The organism is Aureimonas pseudogalii, assembly GCF_014196835.1.
GTDB classification, from domain to species: Bacteria; Pseudomonadota; Alphaproteobacteria; order Rhizobiales; family Rhizobiaceae; genus Aureimonas; species Aureimonas pseudogalii.
In genome coordinates, this window is sequence record NZ_JACIEK010000029.1 from 1 (window position 1) to 19,437 (window position 19,437).

General features: G+C 63.5%; 20 protein-coding genes and 3 pseudogenes. 14 read left to right on the forward strand and 9 right to left on the reverse strand.

Annotated elements, in window-relative coordinates; translation table 11 throughout:
• Positions 1 to 102: 102 nt before the first annotated feature.
• Positions 103 to 225, reverse strand: a pseudogene (locus tag GGR04_RS22710) (IS481 family transposase); the annotation flags it as partial.
• Positions 226 to 433: 208 nt separating this feature from the next.
• Here GGR04_RS22710 and GGR04_RS22715 point away from each other — a divergent pair.
• Complete coding sequence (locus GGR04_RS22715; RefSeq protein WP_183202777.1) at positions 434 to 637, forward strand: hypothetical protein; 204 nt, start codon at positions 434 to 436, stop codon at positions 635 to 637.
• Positions 638 to 710: 73 nt separating this feature from the next.
• On the opposite strand, the gene GGR04_RS22720 is transcribed toward GGR04_RS22715, so the two are convergent.
• Together GGR04_RS22720 and GGR04_RS22725 are read right to left on the reverse strand one after the other, a co-directional pair.
• Positions 711 to 2,792, reverse strand: a complete 2,082-nt coding sequence (locus tag GGR04_RS22720; RefSeq protein WP_183202741.1) for an alpha-galactosidase D — start codon at positions 2,790 to 2,792, stop codon at positions 711 to 713.
• A 786-nt stretch (positions 2,793 to 3,578) separates the two neighbouring features.
• Positions 3,579 to 4,262, reverse strand: a complete 684-nt coding sequence (locus GGR04_RS22725; RefSeq protein ID WP_183202743.1) for a hypothetical protein — start codon at positions 4,260 to 4,262, stop codon at positions 3,579 to 3,581.
• A gap of 517 nt (positions 4,263 to 4,779) precedes the next feature.
• Between GGR04_RS22725 and GGR04_RS22730 the strand changes: the two genes are divergently transcribed.
• The 3 genes from GGR04_RS22730 (at position 4,780) to GGR04_RS22740 (ending at position 7,214) form a co-directional block, all read left to right on the forward strand.
• The gene (locus tag GGR04_RS22730) at positions 4,780 to 6,018 is read left to right on the forward strand and encodes an IS3 family transposase (protein ID WP_183202745.1); all 1,239 of its coding nucleotides are present in this window, start codon (positions 4,780 to 4,782) and stop codon (positions 6,016 to 6,018) included.
• Positions 6,019 to 6,342: 324 nt separating this feature from the next.
• Positions 6,343 to 6,690 carry a DUF3088 domain-containing protein gene (locus tag GGR04_RS22735; protein ID WP_183202747.1) on the forward strand — a complete coding sequence of 116 codons (348 nt, stop codon included), beginning with the start codon at positions 6,343 to 6,345 and terminating at the stop codon, positions 6,688 to 6,690.
• Between the two features lie 29 nt (positions 6,691 to 6,719).
• A complete protein-coding gene (locus GGR04_RS22740) occupies positions 6,720 to 7,214 on the forward strand; it encodes a 2-thiouracil desulfurase family protein (RefSeq protein ID WP_210291944.1) in 495 nt (164 codons plus the stop codon).
• A 28-nt stretch (positions 7,215 to 7,242) separates the two neighbouring features.
• Here GGR04_RS22740 and GGR04_RS22745 read toward each other — a convergent pair whose 3' ends face one another.
• Both GGR04_RS22745 and GGR04_RS22750 read right to left on the reverse strand, forming a co-directional pair.
• Positions 7,243 to 8,163, reverse strand: coding sequence for an aspartyl protease family protein (locus GGR04_RS22745; RefSeq protein ID WP_210291945.1), 921 nt, complete (start codon positions 8,161 to 8,163; stop codon positions 7,243 to 7,245).
• 152 nt (positions 8,164 to 8,315) lie between these two features.
• Positions 8,316 to 9,398 (reverse strand): LacI family DNA-binding transcriptional regulator, encoded by a 1,083-nt coding sequence (locus tag GGR04_RS22750; protein WP_183202771.1) that lies wholly within the window; start codon positions 9,396 to 9,398, stop codon positions 8,316 to 8,318.
• Between the two features lie 135 nt (positions 9,399 to 9,533).
• On the opposite strand from GGR04_RS22750, the gene GGR04_RS22755 reads away from it, so the two are divergent.
• Positions 9,534 to 9,800, forward strand: coding sequence for a DUF1127 domain-containing protein (locus GGR04_RS22755; protein ID WP_183202753.1), 267 nt, complete (start codon positions 9,534 to 9,536; stop codon positions 9,798 to 9,800).
• Positions 9,801 to 9,968: 168 nt separating this feature from the next.
• Here GGR04_RS22755 and GGR04_RS22760 read toward each other — a convergent pair whose 3' ends face one another.
• From GGR04_RS22760 to GGR04_RS22775, 4 genes and pseudogenes are all read right to left on the reverse strand, one after another.
• Positions 9,969 to 10,868, reverse strand: a complete 900-nt coding sequence (locus GGR04_RS22760; RefSeq protein ID WP_246393577.1) for a LysR substrate-binding domain-containing protein — start codon at positions 10,866 to 10,868, stop codon at positions 9,969 to 9,971.
• 166 nt (positions 10,869 to 11,034) lie between these two features.
• The gene (locus GGR04_RS22765) at positions 11,035 to 11,268 is read right to left on the reverse strand and encodes a hypothetical protein (protein WP_183202779.1); all 234 of its coding nucleotides are present in this window, start codon (positions 11,266 to 11,268) and stop codon (positions 11,035 to 11,037) included.
• Positions 11,231 to 11,560 (reverse strand): mobilization protein, encoded by a 330-nt coding sequence (locus GGR04_RS22770; RefSeq protein ID WP_183202757.1) that lies wholly within the window; start codon positions 11,558 to 11,560, stop codon positions 11,231 to 11,233. The genes GGR04_RS22765 and GGR04_RS22770 overlap by 38 nt, the downstream gene beginning before the upstream one ends.
• 93 nt (positions 11,561 to 11,653) lie before the next feature.
• Positions 11,654 to 13,021: pseudogene (locus GGR04_RS22775) on the reverse strand (IS1182 family transposase).
• Positions 13,022 to 13,077: 56 nt separating this feature from the next.
• Here GGR04_RS22775 and traA point away from each other — a divergent pair.
• From traA to GGR04_RS22820, 9 genes and pseudogenes are all read left to right on the forward strand, one after another.
• A pseudogene (gene traA / locus GGR04_RS22780) lies at positions 13,078 to 15,294 on the forward strand (Ti-type conjugative transfer relaxase TraA); the annotation flags it as partial.
• A gap of 101 nt (positions 15,295 to 15,395) precedes the next feature.
• Entirely contained in the window at positions 15,396 to 16,061 is a 666-nt protein-coding gene (locus GGR04_RS24175; RefSeq protein ID WP_183202759.1) for a hypothetical protein, read from the forward strand.
• Between the two features lie 62 nt (positions 16,062 to 16,123).
• On the forward strand, positions 16,124 to 16,426 hold the full coding sequence (locus GGR04_RS22790) for a hypothetical protein (RefSeq protein WP_183202761.1): 303 nt from the start codon (positions 16,124 to 16,126) through the stop codon (positions 16,424 to 16,426).
• Positions 16,423 to 16,758, forward strand: a complete 336-nt coding sequence (locus GGR04_RS22795) for a type II toxin-antitoxin system PemK/MazF family toxin (protein WP_183202763.1) — start codon at positions 16,423 to 16,425, stop codon at positions 16,756 to 16,758. The genes GGR04_RS22790 and GGR04_RS22795 overlap by 4 nt, the downstream gene beginning before the upstream one ends.
• Complete coding sequence (locus GGR04_RS22800) at positions 16,755 to 17,528, forward strand: DUF6118 family protein (protein WP_183202765.1); 774 nt, start codon at positions 16,755 to 16,757, stop codon at positions 17,526 to 17,528. Before GGR04_RS22795 ends, GGR04_RS22800 begins: the two co-directional genes overlap by 4 nt.
• A gap of 444 nt (positions 17,529 to 17,972) precedes the next feature.
• Positions 17,973 to 18,269: a type II toxin-antitoxin system HigB family toxin gene (locus GGR04_RS22805; RefSeq protein WP_183202775.1), complete on the forward strand. Its 297-nt coding sequence runs from the start codon at positions 17,973 to 17,975 to the stop codon at positions 18,267 to 18,269.
• Positions 18,269 to 18,697 (forward strand): helix-turn-helix domain-containing protein, encoded by a 429-nt coding sequence (locus GGR04_RS22810; RefSeq protein WP_183202767.1) that lies wholly within the window; start codon positions 18,269 to 18,271, stop codon positions 18,695 to 18,697. The genes GGR04_RS22805 and GGR04_RS22810 overlap by 1 nt, the downstream gene beginning before the upstream one ends.
• Positions 18,694 to 18,981: a hypothetical protein gene (locus GGR04_RS24180; protein ID WP_246393579.1), complete on the forward strand. Its 288-nt coding sequence runs from the start codon at positions 18,694 to 18,696 to the stop codon at positions 18,979 to 18,981. The genes GGR04_RS22810 and GGR04_RS24180 overlap by 4 nt, the downstream gene beginning before the upstream one ends.
• 47 nt (positions 18,982 to 19,028) lie before the next feature.
• Positions 19,029 to 19,364, forward strand: a complete 336-nt coding sequence (locus GGR04_RS22820; protein WP_183202769.1) for an NIPSNAP family protein — start codon at positions 19,029 to 19,031, stop codon at positions 19,362 to 19,364.
• Positions 19,365 to 19,437: the final 73 nt, after the last annotated feature.

Consider the following 19,437-nt stretch of genomic DNA (forward strand, 5'->3'; position numbering starts at 1 on the left):
GCGCCATCTGGCGCTCGCTCAGAAGAAACAGACCGGCCAACCGAACCTCCGTTCGAAAGCACCACTGAATCAGACTTCAAAGTGAATTTATAGGTCCTGAGCCTAGATGTTTGGTCCCGGAATTTGGTGGTGCGGATCATGGATGAACCTGGACGGCTCTTCTTTCCAGGCTTTGCAGATGGCCTCATAGGGTGTGAGGCCGCGTAGCGTCTTGAGACGACGAGCGTCATGTGGGCCTGCATCTTGGGCACCGTCCGCCCGAAGAAGGTTAAGGGCGCCGGTCTCGCGCTGTCCTGCTGCGGCATCGACTCTATGAAACGGCTTTTGGAGGAGATCTCGGCTCCCGCCGGTCTCAGCGCCCAGGCCGTGTTGATCCTGGATCGTGCTGGCTGAAACATGACGTCCAAGCTCGTCGCGCTCGCCAAAAATCTCGTTGCTCTCCCTGCCGCGTCGCGCGCTCGATCTGAACGCCGTGGAGATGATTTGGCAGTTCATGCGCGACAATAGAATCTCCAGTCGCGTCTTCACCGAAGACGACGACACCGTCGTTCACTGTCGCAAGGCCGGGAACAAGCTTGTCGATCAGGCTTGGAAAATCATCTCCAGCGGCATGCGCGATTGGTCGCTTCGGTTCTGAACAAAGCTCGTTGGCATGAATGCCCTGCAACCAGCGTGGTCGCAGGGCATTCATGCCGCCTAAGTTGAATTAATCAGTTGCTTGCGACGGGCAACGGCGCCGAGAGTGCCGTGATGTCCGGCGCAAAGCCTGCTGCGTTCGAGAACGTCAGGCTGTTGGCACCCTTCTTCAAGGAGACGGTGACCGGCGTTACCTGCACGGTGTTCCAGTCCTTTGCCCGATAGAACGAAGCGGTCTGGGCTGCGCCACCATTGACTTCGACAGTTGCCTGCCGGCTTTCGGCCGAAAGGTAGGCGACATTAATACGGTAGGTGCCGTCCTGCGGCGCATTGATGCCGCCGAAGGTGACCGTTCCACTGTTGCCCCAGCCAGTGCCGACGAAGCTGACCTTCTTACCGCCCGGGCAAGCCGAGCAGTCTCCGAGCGAAGCTGCGCCTGTAACGGTGGTCGTGGCTCCAGCTGCAAACGAGGCCGGCTGAAGGCCGGGCACGGGACCGGGAGCCACGGAGACGGTGCTGACGCGCGAGCCGGCATTCCGATCCAGGGCCTGGAACGATACCACGTTCGGACCTGTCCTCTTCAGGAGGTTGACCACGGAAACGGTGCCACGCCCGCCGCGGCCCGTCGGGGGGAATGCGACATTTGTCGCTTCTCCGTCATTGGTCGTCATGGCCATCACGACCGTATCGGTTCTCTCGTTGACATACTCGATGTCGAGATGCGTTTCGCCCTCGTAGACACCCGCCGTACGGGACGATGTGGCGGGCGCGAGTGTGGCGGTGAAGGTCGGATAGCCAGCGGGCGAGGTTCCTGCCCGAACTGCGGACGGCACGGATGTCGTGTCGGTGCCGCTGACGAGGAACATCATCGTGCCAAATGCCGGAACAGTGGCCTCATAGCGTCCCGAAGCTCGCTCGGCCGGTGTGTTCGCCCACACGTCCTTGACCGACAATGCCCCAGTCGGAAGAAGGCCGAGCTGAGCTGCGGTGAAGGACATCTTGACCGGCTGAAGGTTGGTGTTCAGCAGAACGACGGCACGCTGGCCCTTGCCGGCGAGACGTCGAGCATAGATTTCCTGGCCGACGGCAGGCGTATCGACCCGGATCGGCGGGAGGCCGCGGCTGTCCTGATCGATCTTGATCACTGCCGGATTCGTGAGGATAGCGGAGAACTGCGGCTGCTGAAGCAGCGTCTTCATGTTGTTGCCCATCATCAAGGGCGCACCGCTGACGGCCCAGAGGCTCATGTGAGCGCGACTCTGTACGGGATCGGCGGGGTTGAGATCGACGCCGTCCATCCCGATGACCATCATGTCGGGATCGTTGTAATAGCCGGTGTGCTGTGCTTCCGGATGATAGTTGGCGCGGAAGTTGACCAGCACGTCCTCGGCCGATGCCCGAGCGTTCGATCCCACCGCAAACGTGATGTCGTCGCTCGTTCGCCACATGTTGGAGGCGATGCCGTTGATTCCAGGAGCCCACGTCCAGGGACCCTTGCCGGAGTCGCTGAAGCCGGGCGGTCCGTAGAAGCCCCAATTGCAGATGGAGAGGTAGATGTCGCGCTGCGCCTGGATGACGGCCGACTGGACGGCGAGAGCAATCTTCGAATAGGCCTCCTTTGGACCCAGCCCTTGTCCACGTCCACCGCAGAAGTCGACCTTGATGTAGTCGAAACCGTTGTCCGCGAAGCGCTGGATATCAGGGAAATAGTAGCCTTCGCTTCCGGCGTGCCCGGCGCAGCCGTTGAAGCCGACATCCATGTATGCACCGGCTTTCAGGCCGAGGCTATGAATATAGTTCACGCTCGACTTCAGCGATCCGCCGGTCCACTTCGTCGCATCGATATTCTGCGATCCATCGGATCGGCGACCCTGGCCGATCATCCAGAAGCCGGCGTCGATGTTGACCTGATTGTACTTCGGCGTATTCGGGGGCAGACGCGTGTTGAACTCCTTGATCGCGTTTGCCTGGTCCTTGATGATCGTTTCGGTGATATCCGTTCCGAACGAGTTCCAAGACGCCCAACCCATGGGGGCAGGCGGAACCGCGACATCGACGGCCTGAGCATGCGCCGCATGCAGGAGGCCTGACGCCGTGAGCATGCTGCCGGCAAGAAGCAGCGTCTTCGCCGTCTTGCGGATGGATCGATTCTGCATGGATGTTTCCTCCCCTTTGGCCGCTTGGGAGACGCCATGTCATCATGGTCGTCTCCAAGGCGAATTTTCATTGACCGGTGCCGGATTCGATCGACAAACCTCGCTTCGCCGGCATCGCCGCTTTCGCAAGGGCGACCGAAGCGTGGGCTGAAGGGCGGCGATCCCCTCACGGGTCGCCGCCCGCGGTCTTCGTATTCCGCCTCTTGTTCCTCCAGGAGGCGGAATTTTCTGCGGTCGCTGAGCAAGCCAACGACGCTTGACGCCACTGCCGCCGGGAGGTCCGTGCCTTGCGCGCGACATCGAAAGACGCGCTCGTCTCTGAAGCTCTTCGACACCCATCCTCGACGTCACGTCGTGAATGGACAAGGGAACGTTGACACCTTGCGCCGTGGCATTGCACCACTTCATTGACGTGTCGTTTTTGTTGTTCTGCTTGATGACGTCGGGAAGGGCGTAGATGGCAATGTCGAGCATGCGAGCGGGAATAGGCAAGGCATTCAGCCACTTACCGATCTATGCCGTCGGCGGCGCCTTGGGCTTCTTCAACCTGGCCATGTTCGATTCATGATTGATCCCCGCGCATACTCATCATGGTGGTTGAGGATGACGCCGTTGACTGGATCCACCGCAATGGCGATGATTGCCCTCGGTCCGACGGTCAGACCATGATCGAATCATCGCCGCGTCGCGCCCGCTGAAGACAGGGGGCGGGATGTAGTGGCGCGCCATCATGCAAGACCATCTCGAAAGCGAAGCGCCAGGAGAGCGCCTCGCTTCCAAACGAGCCTACTGGTTTCCTTGACGAACCACGACATCGTTCTCAGCGCCGCCCTGGCGAATATTGATCGCATCGCCGTCCAAGGAGGTCTGGTCGGTTTCGATGGAATTTCCGCTTCCGGACTGGCCGATATCGAGCATGTTGTCGACGCCGTCTTGATCCGAGATGATAATTCCGTCATCGCCCGTTTGGACGACGATAGCCGCGTTCAACATGCCGCCCTGTTTGATGTCGAACTGGTTTCGACTGCCGGACTGATCGACGTTGATGTTACCAAACGTTCCGGTCTGTCGCGATGAAGTCTTGTTGGACGTGCCGTCCTGCAGTACCAACAACGTGTTGCTGGTGCCGACCTGCCCGCCGGCGAGTTCATTGCCCTGGCCGGACTGTCCGATATCCAGCGTATTTTTGCTGCCGTTCTGTACGAAGGTTTTGGCGATCTTGCCGTTGGTCCCGACCTGCGCAATGAAGGCGGTGTTGGCTTCGCCAAACTGGCCCAGGCCGGTCGTGTTGCCGGATGAGCCAACGGCGTTCTGGTTGATCTTCGCGTAGTTACCTTTGCCTTTTTGCGTCGTGGCGATTTTCTGCTGGGTGCCGAGCTGGTCGATGAAGACCTGATTGCTGGGCGACTGAGCGAATGCAGACGAGCCTGACAGTGCGGCCAAGACAGTAGCGAGCGCTAGAATTTTCATATTGGTCCTCCCGTGTATGGCATTTGGGCTGTTCTTCGACAACCGCAACCTGCCTTATTTCGTATAGGTATTGGAAACCATCCTTGTCAAGAAATCATCGTACTGTTCTGATCGCTGAAGTGCAACTAGGCATATTATATATGGAACTGACGATAACATAGGCTTATTCTGGAACCAGGCGGAGACCTCATATCGGCTCTTTTCTTATCGGCGTGTTGAGGTCGAGCGTTCCCGATCTGATGTCTCACCCTGGTTGACGTGATCCCTTGCGGATCACGCTTCTTTTCGGGATCGGTCCGGTTAAGCCTTCCCCTTGATGGGATCGGAATGAGCGAGGCGGCTCGATCTGTTGCGCGTCCTGATGCTGCTATTGGCAGGATCGGCTCGAGAGCCGTAGCGAACTTGCCTCGTTCCTCGTCCTGCAAGGGACACGTCTCTGCCAGGCGGTGAAATAGCCCCCCGAATGACCCGGACACGATCTCCCACTCCCGCAAGGGTTAGGAGTAGTGTTGTGTCTATGACTGGTTCCTATTCGAAGGCAGAGGTTCTTCCCGGTCCCGAGCGTCGTCGATCGTGGTCGACGGCCGAGAAGCTGTCGATCGTCCAGGAAACTTACGAGGCCGACGTGACGGTGAGCTTGGTGGCGCATCGTCATGGCGTTGCGCCGAACCAGCTCTTCCGCTGGCGCAAGTTGGCTTCGCAAGGCGCTCTGGTCGCCACGCGAGCGCAGGAGGAGGTCGTCGCGGCCTCGGAGTATCGCGCTCTCCAGGCGCAGATCCGCGAGTTGCATCGCCTTCTGGGCAAGAAGACGCTGGAGACCGAGATCCTCAAGGTTGAGACGACCGTTGGCGTCGAACGTCGAGGTCGCCGCGGGCCCAAAAAAAGCGCTGTTGCGCTCGCTGTCGTGGCCCAAGGACGGTTCGCGGTGAGCGCCGTCTGCACGGTGCTCGGTGTTGCCCGATCCAACGTCGCCGAGCGTATGGCGGGACGTTCGCATCGGCGGCTCGGCAGACCGCCGCAGCCCGACGCCGAGCTTGTCGCTGCGATCAAGGCGGTGATCGCCGACATGCCGACCTACGGATACAGGCGCGTCCGCGCCATCCTCTGCCGCAAAGCACGGACAACGGGAGAGCCGGCGCCCAATCATAAGCGCGTCTATCGCGTGATGAAGGCGCACGGCCTTCTTCTCCAACGCCACGCCGGCAATCCCGACGGGCGACGTCACGATGGGCGCGTGGCCATCGAGCGCTCGAACCTGCGCTGGTGCTCGGACGGGTTCGAGATCGGCTGCGACAACGGCGAGAAGGTCCGCGTGGCCTTCGCGCTGGACTGCTGCGACCGAGAGAGCATCGGCTTCGTCGCCAATACCGAAGGCATCAAGGGCGAGGACGTCCAGGACCTCATGCTCCTCGCCGTCGAGGCGCGCTTCGGCCGCGTGAACCGCCTGCCACAGACGATCGAATGGCTCACCGACAACGGCTCGGGCTACATCGCCGGCGAGACCAAGCGCCTGGCACGCGACATCGGCCTGGAGCCCAGAACCACGCCCGTCCAGAGCCCGCAATCCAACGGCATGGCCGAGGCCTTCGTTCGCACCATCAAACGCGACTACGTCCGCGTCTCGTCCCTTCCAAACGCTCGAACCGTCATCGACACGCTGCCGATCTGGTTCGAACACTACAATACCATTCACCCGCACAAGGCGCTCGGCTATCTCTCACCGCGCGAGTTCATCGCGTCCCAGCAATCCGTCTGATCCTGTCCGATCATTCGGGGGCAACAACACTATCGGCCGCCGTTGACCACTTTGGGAAGCCCTAATCGACTTTCAAGACCGCGCGATAGCAGCACAAGGCCAACCGGATCCGCTTGGACTGAAACAATATTCTGCAAGGGAAACTGACGGACCGAGTTTTGACACAGCCTCAGTCGAAATCTGACGCCGGTGATGTCAGATCATTGGAACTTGGCTGACGACCGATCTTGCGCCTGCGACCGGAGAATGCTGCAACACACCCTCCCTCTCCCAACGGGAATGAGCCTTGGGTTGAAGTGTCAAGCATGACTGAGAAGGATATGCATGAAGCGAGACACACTGCTTCTCCTGCGCCCCGGTTTCGATGACCCGGCCTACCCTGGTCAACGCTTCTACTGCTGGCATTGCGCGCTTGTGGAAGGCGTCTTGGCATCCTTTCCGGAGTTGTCTGCCGGGTTGGATGTCCACCGCATCGCCTGGCCTCGTCCGAGGTCCAAGGCGATCGAGTTGGCCGGGGAAGCCAACCAGTCTCTTCCGCTCCTCATCTTGGCCGACGGAGCGACGTCCGAACACCAGACAGGCCTTCACGAGGGACGTGCATTCGTCTCGGACAAAGACGGGATCCTCGCGACTTTGTCCGAGCGCCACGGCTTTCCCGATCCTCATCCATGAAGCCAACTTCATACGACCACCGGACGGGGATGATCGCGGCAGAACCGTCCAGGTTGCTTGTAAGCGCCTGCCTTATGGGAAGACCGGTTCGCTACAACGGTTCTGCCAAGACCGTTATGCATCCGCTTCTGGAAAGGTTGAATGACGAAGGGCGGCTGATCGTCGTCTGCCCCGAGCTGTCTGCCGGCTTTAGTGTCCCGCGACCACCCGCGGAAATCACGCATGGGGGCGATGGTGATGCCGTCCTTGCCGGAGCGGCGAGGGTGATCGAGGTGACGGGTGGCGACGTGACAGATCTGTATGTCGCCGGTGCCCATGCTGCGTTGAAGCTCGCGATCGAGAATGGCTGCCGTTTCGCGCTTCTGATCGACGGTAGTCCATCGTGTGGTAGCGGCTTCATTTATGATGGAAGCTTCGGCAGCAAGAAGCACCATGGCTCCGGTGTGACGGCGGCGCTTCTCCGCCAGAATGGCATCGAAGTGTTCGCCGAGACGGAGATCGCGGTGCTCGAACAGAGGCTGTGAACGTCCGCTTCAAGGGACGGTGCTGGAGCTATGGCAGGACGTAGAAGGGTCTAAACCGGCTGGCCGACCGGCCGCCTGCGTCTGAAGGAAATGCGCGCACGAGCATGCGGCTCGCTCCCAGGTCGACGAGAACGGCATGCTGGAAGAGGAAGTCTCCGCCGAGCAGCCCGGTGCCTTCGAACGGGCCAGGGTTCTCACGCATCAAAAAGGCGTTCATGGTGCGTTTGGAACCGCCGAACTCCGTCTCGACCGGAACGAGTTTGCAATCCTCGTCCGGCATGTTCGGATATATCGATCGGCAGGAAACTGCCGACGACGCAGCGTCGATGCGATCGGCGATCACCATCGACATCGAAGCGCCGCTGTCGAGCGACATCCGGTGCCTTTGGCCGGCAATGTCGGCGTCGAGCAGCAGGCCCTCATCCGTTTGGCGGAACGGCACTTCGATCCATCCGTCCTGGCCTTCGAGGACACCAGCCGCCGAGGCCTCGAAGACCGTCAGCGTCGCCGCCTGGTAATCGATCAGGATGCTGCGTCCCTTGAAGAAGCCGAGGCCGATCACCGGTGAGACAGGGGGCTCGGCCGCGCCCATCAGCGTCACGGACCATGGCGTGAACTCGACACCCGTCACATCGCGGAACGTCAGGCCGCCGATGGTCAGCGCGTCGATGACGAAGCGGGCGTTCTCCCGTACGTCACCTGCCATGTTGCTGGATTTCTGCGTTTGGCCGGTGAACCGCGCTCCCCTGATCCGTTCGATCGTCGGCCGCGTCAGGTGCAGGCCCTCGGCCGATCCCGTATCCAGCATCAGGGCGGACGTCGTGCCGTCCAGGTCCAACTCGATCAAAGGCGCGGCGAATGAGTCGAACCGGATGGGAAGCACCAGGTCCGAAGCCCGGGCCGATCCGGTTGCGTCCCCCACGGCGGCGACGATCAGGACGGCGATCATCCAGCTAGGTGCTGTCACGTGCGGCCCTCCAGGCTGGCGCTGCCGCTTGGTAGCCAGCCAAGGCGGCTACCTCAAGAGCGGACGGGAACGACAGCTTCAGGGCGCTTCCAAGACTACCGTCTCGATCGCCAAAAGAACCGACAACCGCGAACTCAGCCAGCAGAAGCCGGGCCGCTGGAGCCGCGGACGACGAGGCGGGTGTCGAGGCATTCGCGGCGCGGGGCGGCGTGCGGGGTGCGGCTGATCTTCATGAGCAAGCGAACCGCCCGTCGCCCGATCTCTTCGATCGGCTGCGAGATGGTCGTCAGGGCGGGATCCGAGAGGGAAGCCTCGGGAACGTCGTCGAAGCCGACGAGGGAGACCTCGCCGGGAACGCAAATGCCTCTGGCTTTCAACCAGGCGAGGGCGATGAGCGCGATGCGGTCCGATTGGGCCAGGATCGCGGTCGGCCGCGCATCGGCGGAGAACAGCGCCTCCATCGCGGCATGAACCGTCGGGTCGTCGCTCAGCGTCTCGAAGACGGGAACGGTCGACGGGTCGATACCGGCTTCGGCGAGGACTTCGCGGTAGCCGGCGAGCCGGTTGCGGGAGGCGTGGTACTCGACCGCCTCGCCCTCTTCCCTCTGCCCGAAGCGGTTGGACGTCGTTTCCATGGCAAGGATCACGAAACGGCGATGGCCGAGATCGACGAGGTGGCGCGCCGCTCGTCGGGCGCCCTCGACATTGTCGATGCCGACGACGGAGAGCGTCTCGTCGTCGCCGCCGAGATCCAGAGCGACGAACGGCAACCGGCGCTCGCGAGAACGCTGGATCAGGCGCTTGGCACCGGTGAGGCAGAACAGGATGAACCCGTCCACCAGCGCGCTTTCCATGCTCCAGGCCAGATCGTCCTCGCCTGCGGCCGAGACCAGGGACAGACCGACGCCTTCGGCCTGGCAGTCTTGCGCGATGGCCGCCATGAGACGACGGGCGAAGGGGTCCTCGAACAGGTACGCCAGAGGCTCCATCGTGGCGACGCCGATGGCATTGGCGCGCCCGGCGCTCAGCATCCGGCCCATGGGGTCGGGGCCGCGATAGCCGATGCCGCGCGCCGTCTCCAGAACGCGCACGCGGACCTCCTCGCGCACGAGCTTGGGGCGGTTGAAGACGTTGGACGCCGTTCCCTTGGAGACACCTGCCGCTTTCGCGAGATCTCCGAGCGTCGGCGGCTTTTCCCCATCGGACTGGCTCACCAGCGAATGCTCCTCTTATCGCCGCGAAAGCTAGCACAGGCTTGAACTGGTTCAAAATCGCTTGACAGCATCGGCGGCGCAGGCAGAATGAACCGGTTCAATCTGGTCTTCGCCGTATTCCGATCGGGAGTTTCAGCCATGACAGCGATCATCGTCTCCCACCGTCCTGCCGATCCCGGCGTCTATCGCTTCGATCTCATCAGCACGCTGAGGGTGGGCTGGCGTGCCATGCGCCGACATCGGGAGGCCCATCGCATACTCGTAGCCTTGTCGCGAAAGCCGCCCCGACTGCTGCGAGACATGGGCATCGACCCCGAACGCCTCTACGAGACCCTGGACGGAACCTTCGACGAGGTGGGACCGGCTCATCTCAGTCGCCTTCTCCGAAGCCATGGTGAGACGTGAAACAGATCGAACGAGATCACCCATGGCGGCGGCTCCGGTCGTTGATCCGCCGATGTCGGTGCACCCACGGCTCGCGCCATCCTTAAAAAACGAGGGCCTCCCGTTCCCGGCGCGACGCTGCCATATGGGAAGCATCCTACTCCGACGCATCAGCCATTGAGACCATTCTCAAACGGCCTCGGAAATTTCTGCGACGCAGTTATGGATACGGGCTCGGCACCAAGAGGCGAACCGCTCGGCCGCAGGCGAAAGCTGCGAGAGATCGCGGGCCACGATCCAGTAGGCGCCATAGGCCATCGTCTGGGGTAACGGACGCAAGAGACGCCCATTGCGCAGATCGTCCTCGACGAACAGAAGGTCGATCAGGGCCGCCCCGTGTCCACGCCGAACAGGATCAAGCAGAAGGCCGAGATCGGAAAAAACAGGGCCCCGCAGACCATCGAGCCGTTTGATGCCGGCCTGATCGAACCATTCCGACCAGGCGCTACGATTTTCCTCGTGAAGCAGGGGGTAATCGAGGAGATCGCAGGGTTGGCGGATGTCGAGACCCGTCTCCACTGCCAGGGGCGATATGATCGGCGTCATCGTCACGTCGACGAGACGAGATGCCTGCGTTCTTGGCCAGGATGTCGCCGACCGGCTCCAGCGAATGGCCATTTCCGCTTCAGACCTGCGAAATCCGCAGAGGCGGGAGTCCGTGTCGATCTGAAGCTCGACGTCGGGGTTGAGGGCCTGAAAGTCCCCCAGCCTGGGTATGAGCCAACAAGCGGCAAAGGACGGCTCCACGCTGATCTTCAAGGGAGCCGGAGCCATCGATCGTGTCAGGTGAGACAGGCAATCGTCGATCTGGTCGAACGACGGTGTCAGAACGTCGAGGAGTTGCCGGCCCTCATCCGTCAGGACCACCGATCGGTGCAGGCGAACGAACAGGCTATGGCCGATGGACCGTTCGAGATCGGCGACCTGGCGGCTGACGGCTGCCTGGGAAACACAAAGTTCGCCCGCGGCATTCTTGATGCTCGACAACCGCCCGGCAGCTTCGAAGCTGCGCAGCGCCGTGAGCGGCATTCGTCCCCGCCGCATTCGCATAACCTCAAGTCATTCGACAAGGCCTTTATGCTCGTTTGAGCGAGGAAGTCACGCTGTCGGACAATCGCCGAAACAGGAGATTGTCACGGTGTCTCGCTTGATCGACGTTCTGAGAGATGTCGCCCGCCTGCTGACGTTTCAGGCTTCAGCCGTTGTCCTTCAGCGCGAAGGCGCCGCCCATGCCGACGACGTAGGCGATGATGACGACGATGATCAGCCAGGAGAAGACGGACTTCCAGATGCGGAAGGCAGAGCGATCAGCGAGAACAGCACCCAGAGCGGTCTTTGCCAGGCGATCCGGAGCATCGCGCCGAAGGCCGCCGCGGCGCGCCCCGGATGGCTCACGAGGCGATCCCCGATCCTTCCCTTCCGGACGCATTTGCATCGGTGATCGCGGACCCGGCGCCGGCATCCTTGCGCAGGAGATCGACGAAGAGCTCCTTGTCGCCATCGCGCGTAAGAAACCCCGGTAGTTCCCGGCGCAGCCAGTCGCCGAGCCGCTTGGTGAACTCGGGGTCGCCAGCGCTTTCCAGCCGGTGCAGCACGAGCGCGCCGAGCAGAACCTTGCGGCGCGTGTCGTGGGTTCGCTCCTGCTTGCCGAGCCGGGCTTTCAGCGTCTTGCGCTGGTTCTCGATTTCGGCGAGCCGCTGCTCGATGGATTTGCGCGCCATGGCATTCCTTCATCTAGGAGCCTGTCCGGGTAACGGGTTCGAGCGGTAGGATCAGCGTTGAGATCCGAGCAGATATGGTCCGGGGGTTTGACGTCAGCGCCTTGCTTTGGCCAACTTCAGGAGGTTGCGGGCGGTGCAGATCATGGCCCATTCGCATCGGACCTGATCGAGCCCACGCAGCAGGAACTGCCGGAAGCCACTGGCCTGCTTGATCTGTCCGAAGACGGGCTCGACGACCTGCTTTCGGAGGCGGTAGCGGCTGCGGCGTCCCGCGCGCTTCAGCCGGTCGGCCATGGCCCTCATCAAGGGTGTCTTCGTCAGTTTGCGCCGCCCCGTCGCATTCGCCTCGCCTCGCCTCGCCTCGCCATGGCGGGCTCGGCCCGGAGCCAGATAGGCCGTGATCCTGCGCTGCTTCAGCGCGGACAGGTTCGCCTCGTTGGCAAAGCCGGCATCGCCCGAGACCTCACGCGGCTTGCGACCGAGGTGAGCGCGGACGTCATCGACGAGCGGCACCAGGGCGCGGGAGTCCGCGGAGTTCGTCACGAGACGATGCGCCACGATGACCTGATGGGCCGCATCGACGGCGATCTGGCCGTTGTAGCCCTGTATGAACCCGTCGCGGGTGGGCAGGATGCGGCTGTCGGGATCGGTGAAGTTGCGCTGTGCCCGGTCGGGGGGTGCCGTCTTCACCGCGCAGGGGCCGCCGCTGCCAGCGCATGCCCGAGGATGCCCGAGGATGCCCGAGGATGCACCGGGACCGCTCTCGTCGTCCGGATTCGGGCGGATCGGCGGCTTCGGCCTCCAGCGCGGCCTTGGCGGCGCGGATCGTCTCCAACCGCCGCTGCTTGTCGGCCATCCAGTCCGGCGTCTCGTCGCCGCGCCGGTTCGTGCCCAACTCCTCATCCTCGGCCGCATCCGCCTTGCGCGCTCGGCCCAGCCAGGCCTCGACCTCGGCGGCCAGCGCCGGCTCGGCCGTCTTCATCCGGCCATAGCTCATCGCCTTGTGACGTGAGGCATTGGCCTTCATCTTGGTCCCGTCGACGGCGACATGGGCGAACTGGACGAGCCCCGCCGCCCGGCACAGGCGCAGCACCTGCACGAACAGATCCGAGAGAGCCACGAGATGGCGCTTGCGAAAGTCGGCGATCGTGCGAAAGTCCGGCCGGTTCAGCCCGGTCACCGCCATCACGTCGACCCGCTCTTCGCAGGCACGGGCGAGTTGACGGGACGAGTACAGGCCCGGCTATAGCCGTAGAGCAGGAGCGCCACCATCATGCCGGGATGGTAGGGAGGATAACCGCGTTCCTCGGTGTAGGTGTCGAGGATGACTGAGAGGTCGAGCACCTCCCGCACCGTGTCGCGCACGAAATGCGCCATGTGCCCGGGCGGCACGAACTCATGCAGCGACGGCGGCAGAAGCCAGCCTTGATCGACATCCCAGGAGCGAAACACCTTGGCCATGAGCGGAGTGAATCACCCTCAGGAACCGCCGTCGAGAGGATTACTCGGACAGGCTCCTAGATGTTTGCATCGATCATCGTTCGCATGCGGAGCGCGGACTCGAGATCGAGCCGACCGCGCACATGGGTGTACACGCGGTCCAGATGGAACGGCGAGGCCTCGACGTATCACGCGAGCGACTGGAAGCAGATGCTGCCCTACGCAACGCGGACCTCATCCGGGAGAAGCCCGAACAGGTCCTGACGATCATCAGCGGCGAGAAGAGCGTGTTCGATCGACACGACGTCGCTCGCACGCTGCACCGCTACATCGACGACGATGCGCAGGCATTCCAGAATGCGTTCGCCACGGTGATGGCGTCGCCTGCGCTTGTGGAGCTTCAGCCGGAGGCGATCGACCGAGAGACGGGCGAGATCGCGCTGGCGCGCTATTCGACACGCGAGATGGTGGCGGTCGAGCGCGGCGTGGCGGATGCGGTGGCGCGGTTGATCGAAGCGCGTTCGCATGGCGTCGATCTGCGCCATGTCGATCGCGCGATGGAGCGCCAGGATGCGGCGATCCGGCGGGGCTCGGGCGATGCCTCAGTGGGGCTGTCGCAGGAGCAGCGTCGAGCGATCGAGCACGTCACGGGGCGCGAGCGGATTGCGGTGGTGGTCGGCTATGCCGGCGCCGGCAAGAGCACGATGCTGGCGGCCGCGCGCGAGGCGTGGGAGGCCGAAGGTTACAGGGTTCACGGCGCGGCCTTGTCGGGCAAGGCTGCGGAGGGACTGGAGGAGAGTTCCGGCATCGCATCGCGTACGCTCTCCTCCTGGGAGATGAGCTGGCAGAACGATCGGCGGTTGCTCGATCGCAGCGCCGTCTTCGTGATCGACGAGGCGGGCATGGTGGGCAGCCGCCAGCTCGCGCGGTTCGTTGCCGAGGCCGAGCAGCAGGGTGCGAAGATCGTGCTGGTCGGCGACCACGAGCAGCTGCAAGCCATCGGCGCTGGCGCTCCCTTTCGGGCGATCGCCGAGCAGATCGGCCATGCCGAATTGTCAGACATTAGACGCCAGCGCGAGGACTGGCAGCGCGAAGCGTCCGTCGCCTTTGCCACGCACCGAACGGGTGAGGGTCTGGCCGCCTACCAGGATCATGGCGCGATCCATCTGGCGGACGGACAGGACGAGGCGCGCGCGGCGATCGTGCGTAGCTACATCGAGGATCGGGAAGCGCATCCGGAGGCAAGCCGGGTCGCGATGGCGCATCGGCGCGTCGACGTGCAGGCGCTGAACGAAGGTATCCGCGCCGCGCTTCAGGACCGGGATCGTCCGGGGCGTCGCGAGGAGGGCGGCGAGCGGACCTTCGAGACGATCAACGGACTGCGTGCCTTTTCGCCCGGCGACCGCATCGTATTTCTGGAGAACAACCGCGATCTCCGCGTGAAGAACGGCATGCTGGGAACGGTGGAGTCCGTCGAGCCGAACGCCATACAAGTGCGGCTCGACGGAAAGGATTGGCGGGCCGATGAAGCCCGTACCGTCATCGTGCCGGTCAAGGATTACCAGGCCATTGACCATGGCTATGCCACCACGATCCACAAGAACCAGGGTGCGACCGACGACCGGAGCTTCGTGCTGGCCTCGGGTACGATGGACCGGCATCTGACTTATGTCGCGATGACGCGGCACCGCGACGGGGTGGAGCTTCATGCCGCCCGTGACGCGTTCATCGACAAGCAGGCGGGGCCGTTCGGGCAGGCGGGGCAAGCCGGTCGACTGGTGGAGCATGGCCCGGCGCCTTACGAGCACCAGGCTGGCAACCGCGGCAGCTACTTCGTCACGCTGGAGGGGACGGGCGGCGAGACGCGCACGACCTGGGGCGTCGATCTCGAGCAAGCGATGGCGCAAGCGGCGCCCGCGATCGGAGCGACGATCGGTCTCGTGCATCAGGGATCGCAGACGGTGCGGCTTCCCGACGGCACCGAGGCGCAGCGCCATTCCTGGTCGGTGCGGGATGCGAACGAGTTGGCCTTGGCCGGGCTCGAGGCCCGCCTGTCGCGATCGGGCGCGAAGGAAACGACGCTCGATTATCCCCGAGACTTCGCGGAACGGCGGGGGATCGCGGAAGCGTTCGGGCTTCGGAACGACATCGAGCTGCCGCGTGCCGAGGCCTCGCGCGTGGAGATGGCGCGTCAGGACCTCGCCATCGATCATGGCGCCGACGGCGGCAGGAGGCGCGGCGGGATCGTCAGGAGCCGCAGCCGGAGCACCGCCGCAGCGCCTTCGACGGACTGAAGCTGTCACGGGGCGCGGCGGTCGAGGGACCTGCTCGCGGGCCGGGACCGGCAGAGGCGGCCCGGGAACTGACGCGCCCGGCCGAGGTCCGCCAGCGCGGCATGTTCGACGGGTTGCGACTCCCGGCCCCGACCCCGCCTGTCGCACGACCGGAAACCATCAGAGCCGAGCAGGATCGTCCAATACAACGCCAAGCCGATCGGCTCAGGCCCCTGTCCGGGTTCGAGCAGGCCGTCGATCGCTATGCGCGGGCTCACCATGCCATCGAGCGTCAGATGCGGGACGGGTTGCCTGTTCTGGAAGGGCAGAGACAGGAACTCCATCAGGCGGGGCTCGTCCTCGACCAGGCGCGGCCCGGGGCGGCGGCGCTGGTGGTCTCGGCCGCGCGGCACGACCCGGAGACGGCCCGCGCCCTGACGGACCTGTCCGGGCGGGAGCGGGTCGGCCAGATCGTCACCGGCATGGACCGCGAGCGCGCGGCGGTGGCGGATCCGAACGTGCGAGCCGATCGGCTGATCGGCTGTTGGCAGGAGCTCCACAAGGAGCGCCAGGCCCTCCCTGGTTGGCGGCACGAGGAGGCACGAAGCAAGGTCGAGGGACAGATGCGCCAGATCGCCGGCGCCATCGAGCGCGACCCACAAGTGGAGTCCATCGTGCGGACCCGCGCGATGGAACTCGGGATCGGCTCGCCGCAGCGCGACCGCAGCATCGCGCTTCAGATGGAGCGCGAGCTGACCCGGGGCCACGGCATCGGGCTTGAGCGGTGAATTGTGGACTGGGATATTTGCACGTACAATATACGCACATCATATGAGAGGAGGAGCGAGCCATGCCCCGCGTCAGCCAGCATCCCAAGGGGGACACGTTCAACTTTCGGGTCGATCCGGCCCTGAAGACCGCCTTCACCCAGGCGACCGAGGCCGAGGACAGACCGGCGGCCCAGGTCCTGCGGGAGTTCATGCGCGACTATGTCGAGCGTCGCAACCGCAAGGCGTTCGAGGTCGAGGCGCGGCGGCAGTCCATCGCCATTGCCGAGCGCGCCCGCGATCCGGACAGCGACGAGGCGCGGTCCCTTCGCGAGCTGGACGCTCTGGTCGATGAGGATCACTTCGCGGATGAGTGGAAGGCATGAAGCGCGGCGATCTCGTGACGATCGCGGTGAACGGCGACTATGGCAAGCCGCGCCCGGCGCTGGTGGTGCAGGACGACGCCTTCGCCGGGCTTCCCTCCGTCACGGTGCTGCAGCTGACCAGCGACGTTCACGACGACCATCTGATCCGCATCACGGTCCAGCCCGACGCCGGCAACGGCCTGCGCAAACCCTCGCAGGTGATGGTCGATCGCGCGATCACCGTGCCACGCGCGAAGGCCGGAGCGGTGTTCGGCGCTCTGGACGCCGGCACCATGGCGAGCGTCGATGCGGCGGTGTTGCGGTTCTTCGGGGTCGCGGGGCGCGCCGCATGACGCCGTTCCAGGAGCCCAAGTCCAAGCTGGAGTTCGGGCCGGAGTTCGAGCCGCAGGTTTCCAATACCGGAGATGACGCTGGCGATCCGGTTGAGGCCTTCGAGACGCTGCGCCAGACGGTCGAGGATCTCGCCGGCGATCTCTCCCGAGAAATGACGACGATCCGCAAGGGCGTGGAAGCGGCCTTCGACCGGATCGAGGCGTTCGGACAGCCCGCCGACTACAGCGCCGATCTTGGCCGCCTCGTCCAGGGCGTGGCAGCGCTCGCAGAGCGGCTGAAGGCCGTCGAGGCCTCGCCGATCCTCAACAACGGTCCCGAGCACTATGCCCGCGCGCTCGAGCGCGGCGGCGAAAGCCTGTTGACGAGCGCCGTGCAGGAGTTCCAGACCGAGGCCCGGGACTTTCAGCGGGGTGCGCGAGATATGGCGAGCCAATTGGCCAGCGCCCGTGAACGTCGGACGCAAAACCGATGGCTTGGGGTTTGCGGCCTTGCCGGCTTTGCCGCCGGCATTCTCGCGATCCTGTTTCTGCCGGCCATCCTGCCAGGCCGGGTCGCGCCCCATGTCGCCAGCGTCGTCATGGCCAAGCCGCCGTGGCAAGCCGGCATGAGCCTCATGAGCTTCGACAGCGCCGCCTCCTGGGATCGCATAGCCGACGCCGATGAGCTGGTTCGGACGAACAAGTCCGAGGTGGCGGGCTGCCGGGCGGCCGCGACCAGAACCGGCAAGGATCAGACATGCACGATCACGGTGGAGCCGTCCCGGAAGTGAGGCTGGGAGGGCTCCGCCATCGCGGCAGACCGGGGATTTACGAAGAGCGTGTCCTGTAGGAATGCGCACGCAGCTTTCGGCGAGGCTGGTCCGGGTTGGATCGAACGAGCGCCACAGGCTTGGCCGTCAGCGCCTGTGCTTTCGCGCTGAGCCGGCGTGCGGCCAGCATGCCTTTGTCGGTCAGAGACAGGAAGAAGCTTCGCCTCGTCGCATACCGGCAACGTGCCGGTGGACCGTGAGCCGGATGGCATTTCGCTGATCGGTCCGGAACGTCTGTCGCAGATGTGCCTCGATGCAGGCTTGGCGTCCTGGCTCCGCGAGAAGGTGTCATGAGGCCCTGGGATCGCTGATCTCTCGATCGCGCTCATGCTTCTGACAGGCCGGTTCATTTCGAGGCACAACAATCAGCTTGTTCCCAAATGTGGAACAAGCTATTTGGTCGGGATGCAAATCCTCTCGAAGCGGGCGCTGCGACAGTTCTGGGACATCCATCCGCAGGCCGAGGCGCCGCTTCGAACCTGGTACGCCCTCGTCGATAAGGCTGAGTGGAACACGCCCAACGAGATCAAGGCGCAGTTCGGAGCCAACGTCGATTTCGTCGCCGACAACCGGGTCATCTTCGACATCGGCGGCAACAAATTCCGCCTGATCGTCCATGTTTCCTATGGGTTTCGCCGCGTCCTGGTGAAATTCGTGGGAACCCATGCCGAGTACGACCGCATCAATCCGGAGACCGTCTGATGGATATCCGCCCGATCCGCACCGAAGCCGACTACGATTGGGCCTTGGCTGAGGTGGAGCAGTATTTCGTCCATGAGCCCGAGCTGGGCACCGCGGACGCCGATCGCTTCGACGTCTTGTCCTCGCTGATCGAAGCTTATGAAGCGAAAACGTGGCCGATCGAGGCGCCCGATGCCGTGGACGCGGTGAAGATGGTCATGGCCGATCGCCATATCTCGCGTGAGACGCTCGCACCGGTGTTCGGCTCGAAATCGCGGTTGTCGGAGTTCTTGAACCGCAAACGGGGTCTGACCATGGCTGTTGCGAATCGGCTTCATGACGAACTTCAGATCCCGGCTTCGATCCTGATCCGGCCCTATGCCATGGAGCCGCGTGCAGCGTCTGGAAGGAAGCGCGAAAAGGTTCGGGCTAGCGGAACCGGGGCATGATCGCCAACCAGCTCAAGAAGGACGATTTCCTACCTTCCTATCATCCGGCTCCTCGACGGGCTCGGGGGCCCGCTTCGAGCGAGGAGATCAAGCGGAAGCTGATCGAGGAGTTCGCCTTCACCGACGAGGATCTGGCCGTCGCTCACGAGAAGAGCGGCACGCCGATCACTCCCATCAAGATCGTCGCTGCCATGGCAAACCATTCCAGTACCCGCACCACGCAGTTCTACGATCGACGCCCGGGCGCGATGACGTTGGACGATGTCGAGCGAGTGCTGATCTAAACGGGTCGTTTCGGTTCGCTCAAAGCGGCCGGTTAGGGAAGGCCGATATGCCCAAGGTGGTCGAGACGCTATTGTACACGCTGAAACCCGGCACCGGCGCCGAGTTCGATCGTATCATGCGTGACATCAGCGTCCCGCTCCATCAACGGATCCGCATGGATGTCGTCGCCTACGGCAACTCCCTTCACGATCCGGATGCGTATTTCCTGATCCGATCCTACGACAGCCTCGAACATCGTCAGGTTTCGCAGGACGCCTTCTATCGAAGCGAGGACTGGCGGGCCGGACCGCGCGCGGCCATCATCGAGCGGATCGCAACGAGCGTGAATGTCGTTGTCGACCTTCCGCCGGACGCCGTGGATGTGGAGCGCACCCCGTTTTGACCGGACAGGTGGCATAGCCGATAAGGCATAGGCATCCGCCTATGAGTACGACTATGTCGAAAGCTCCTGATGG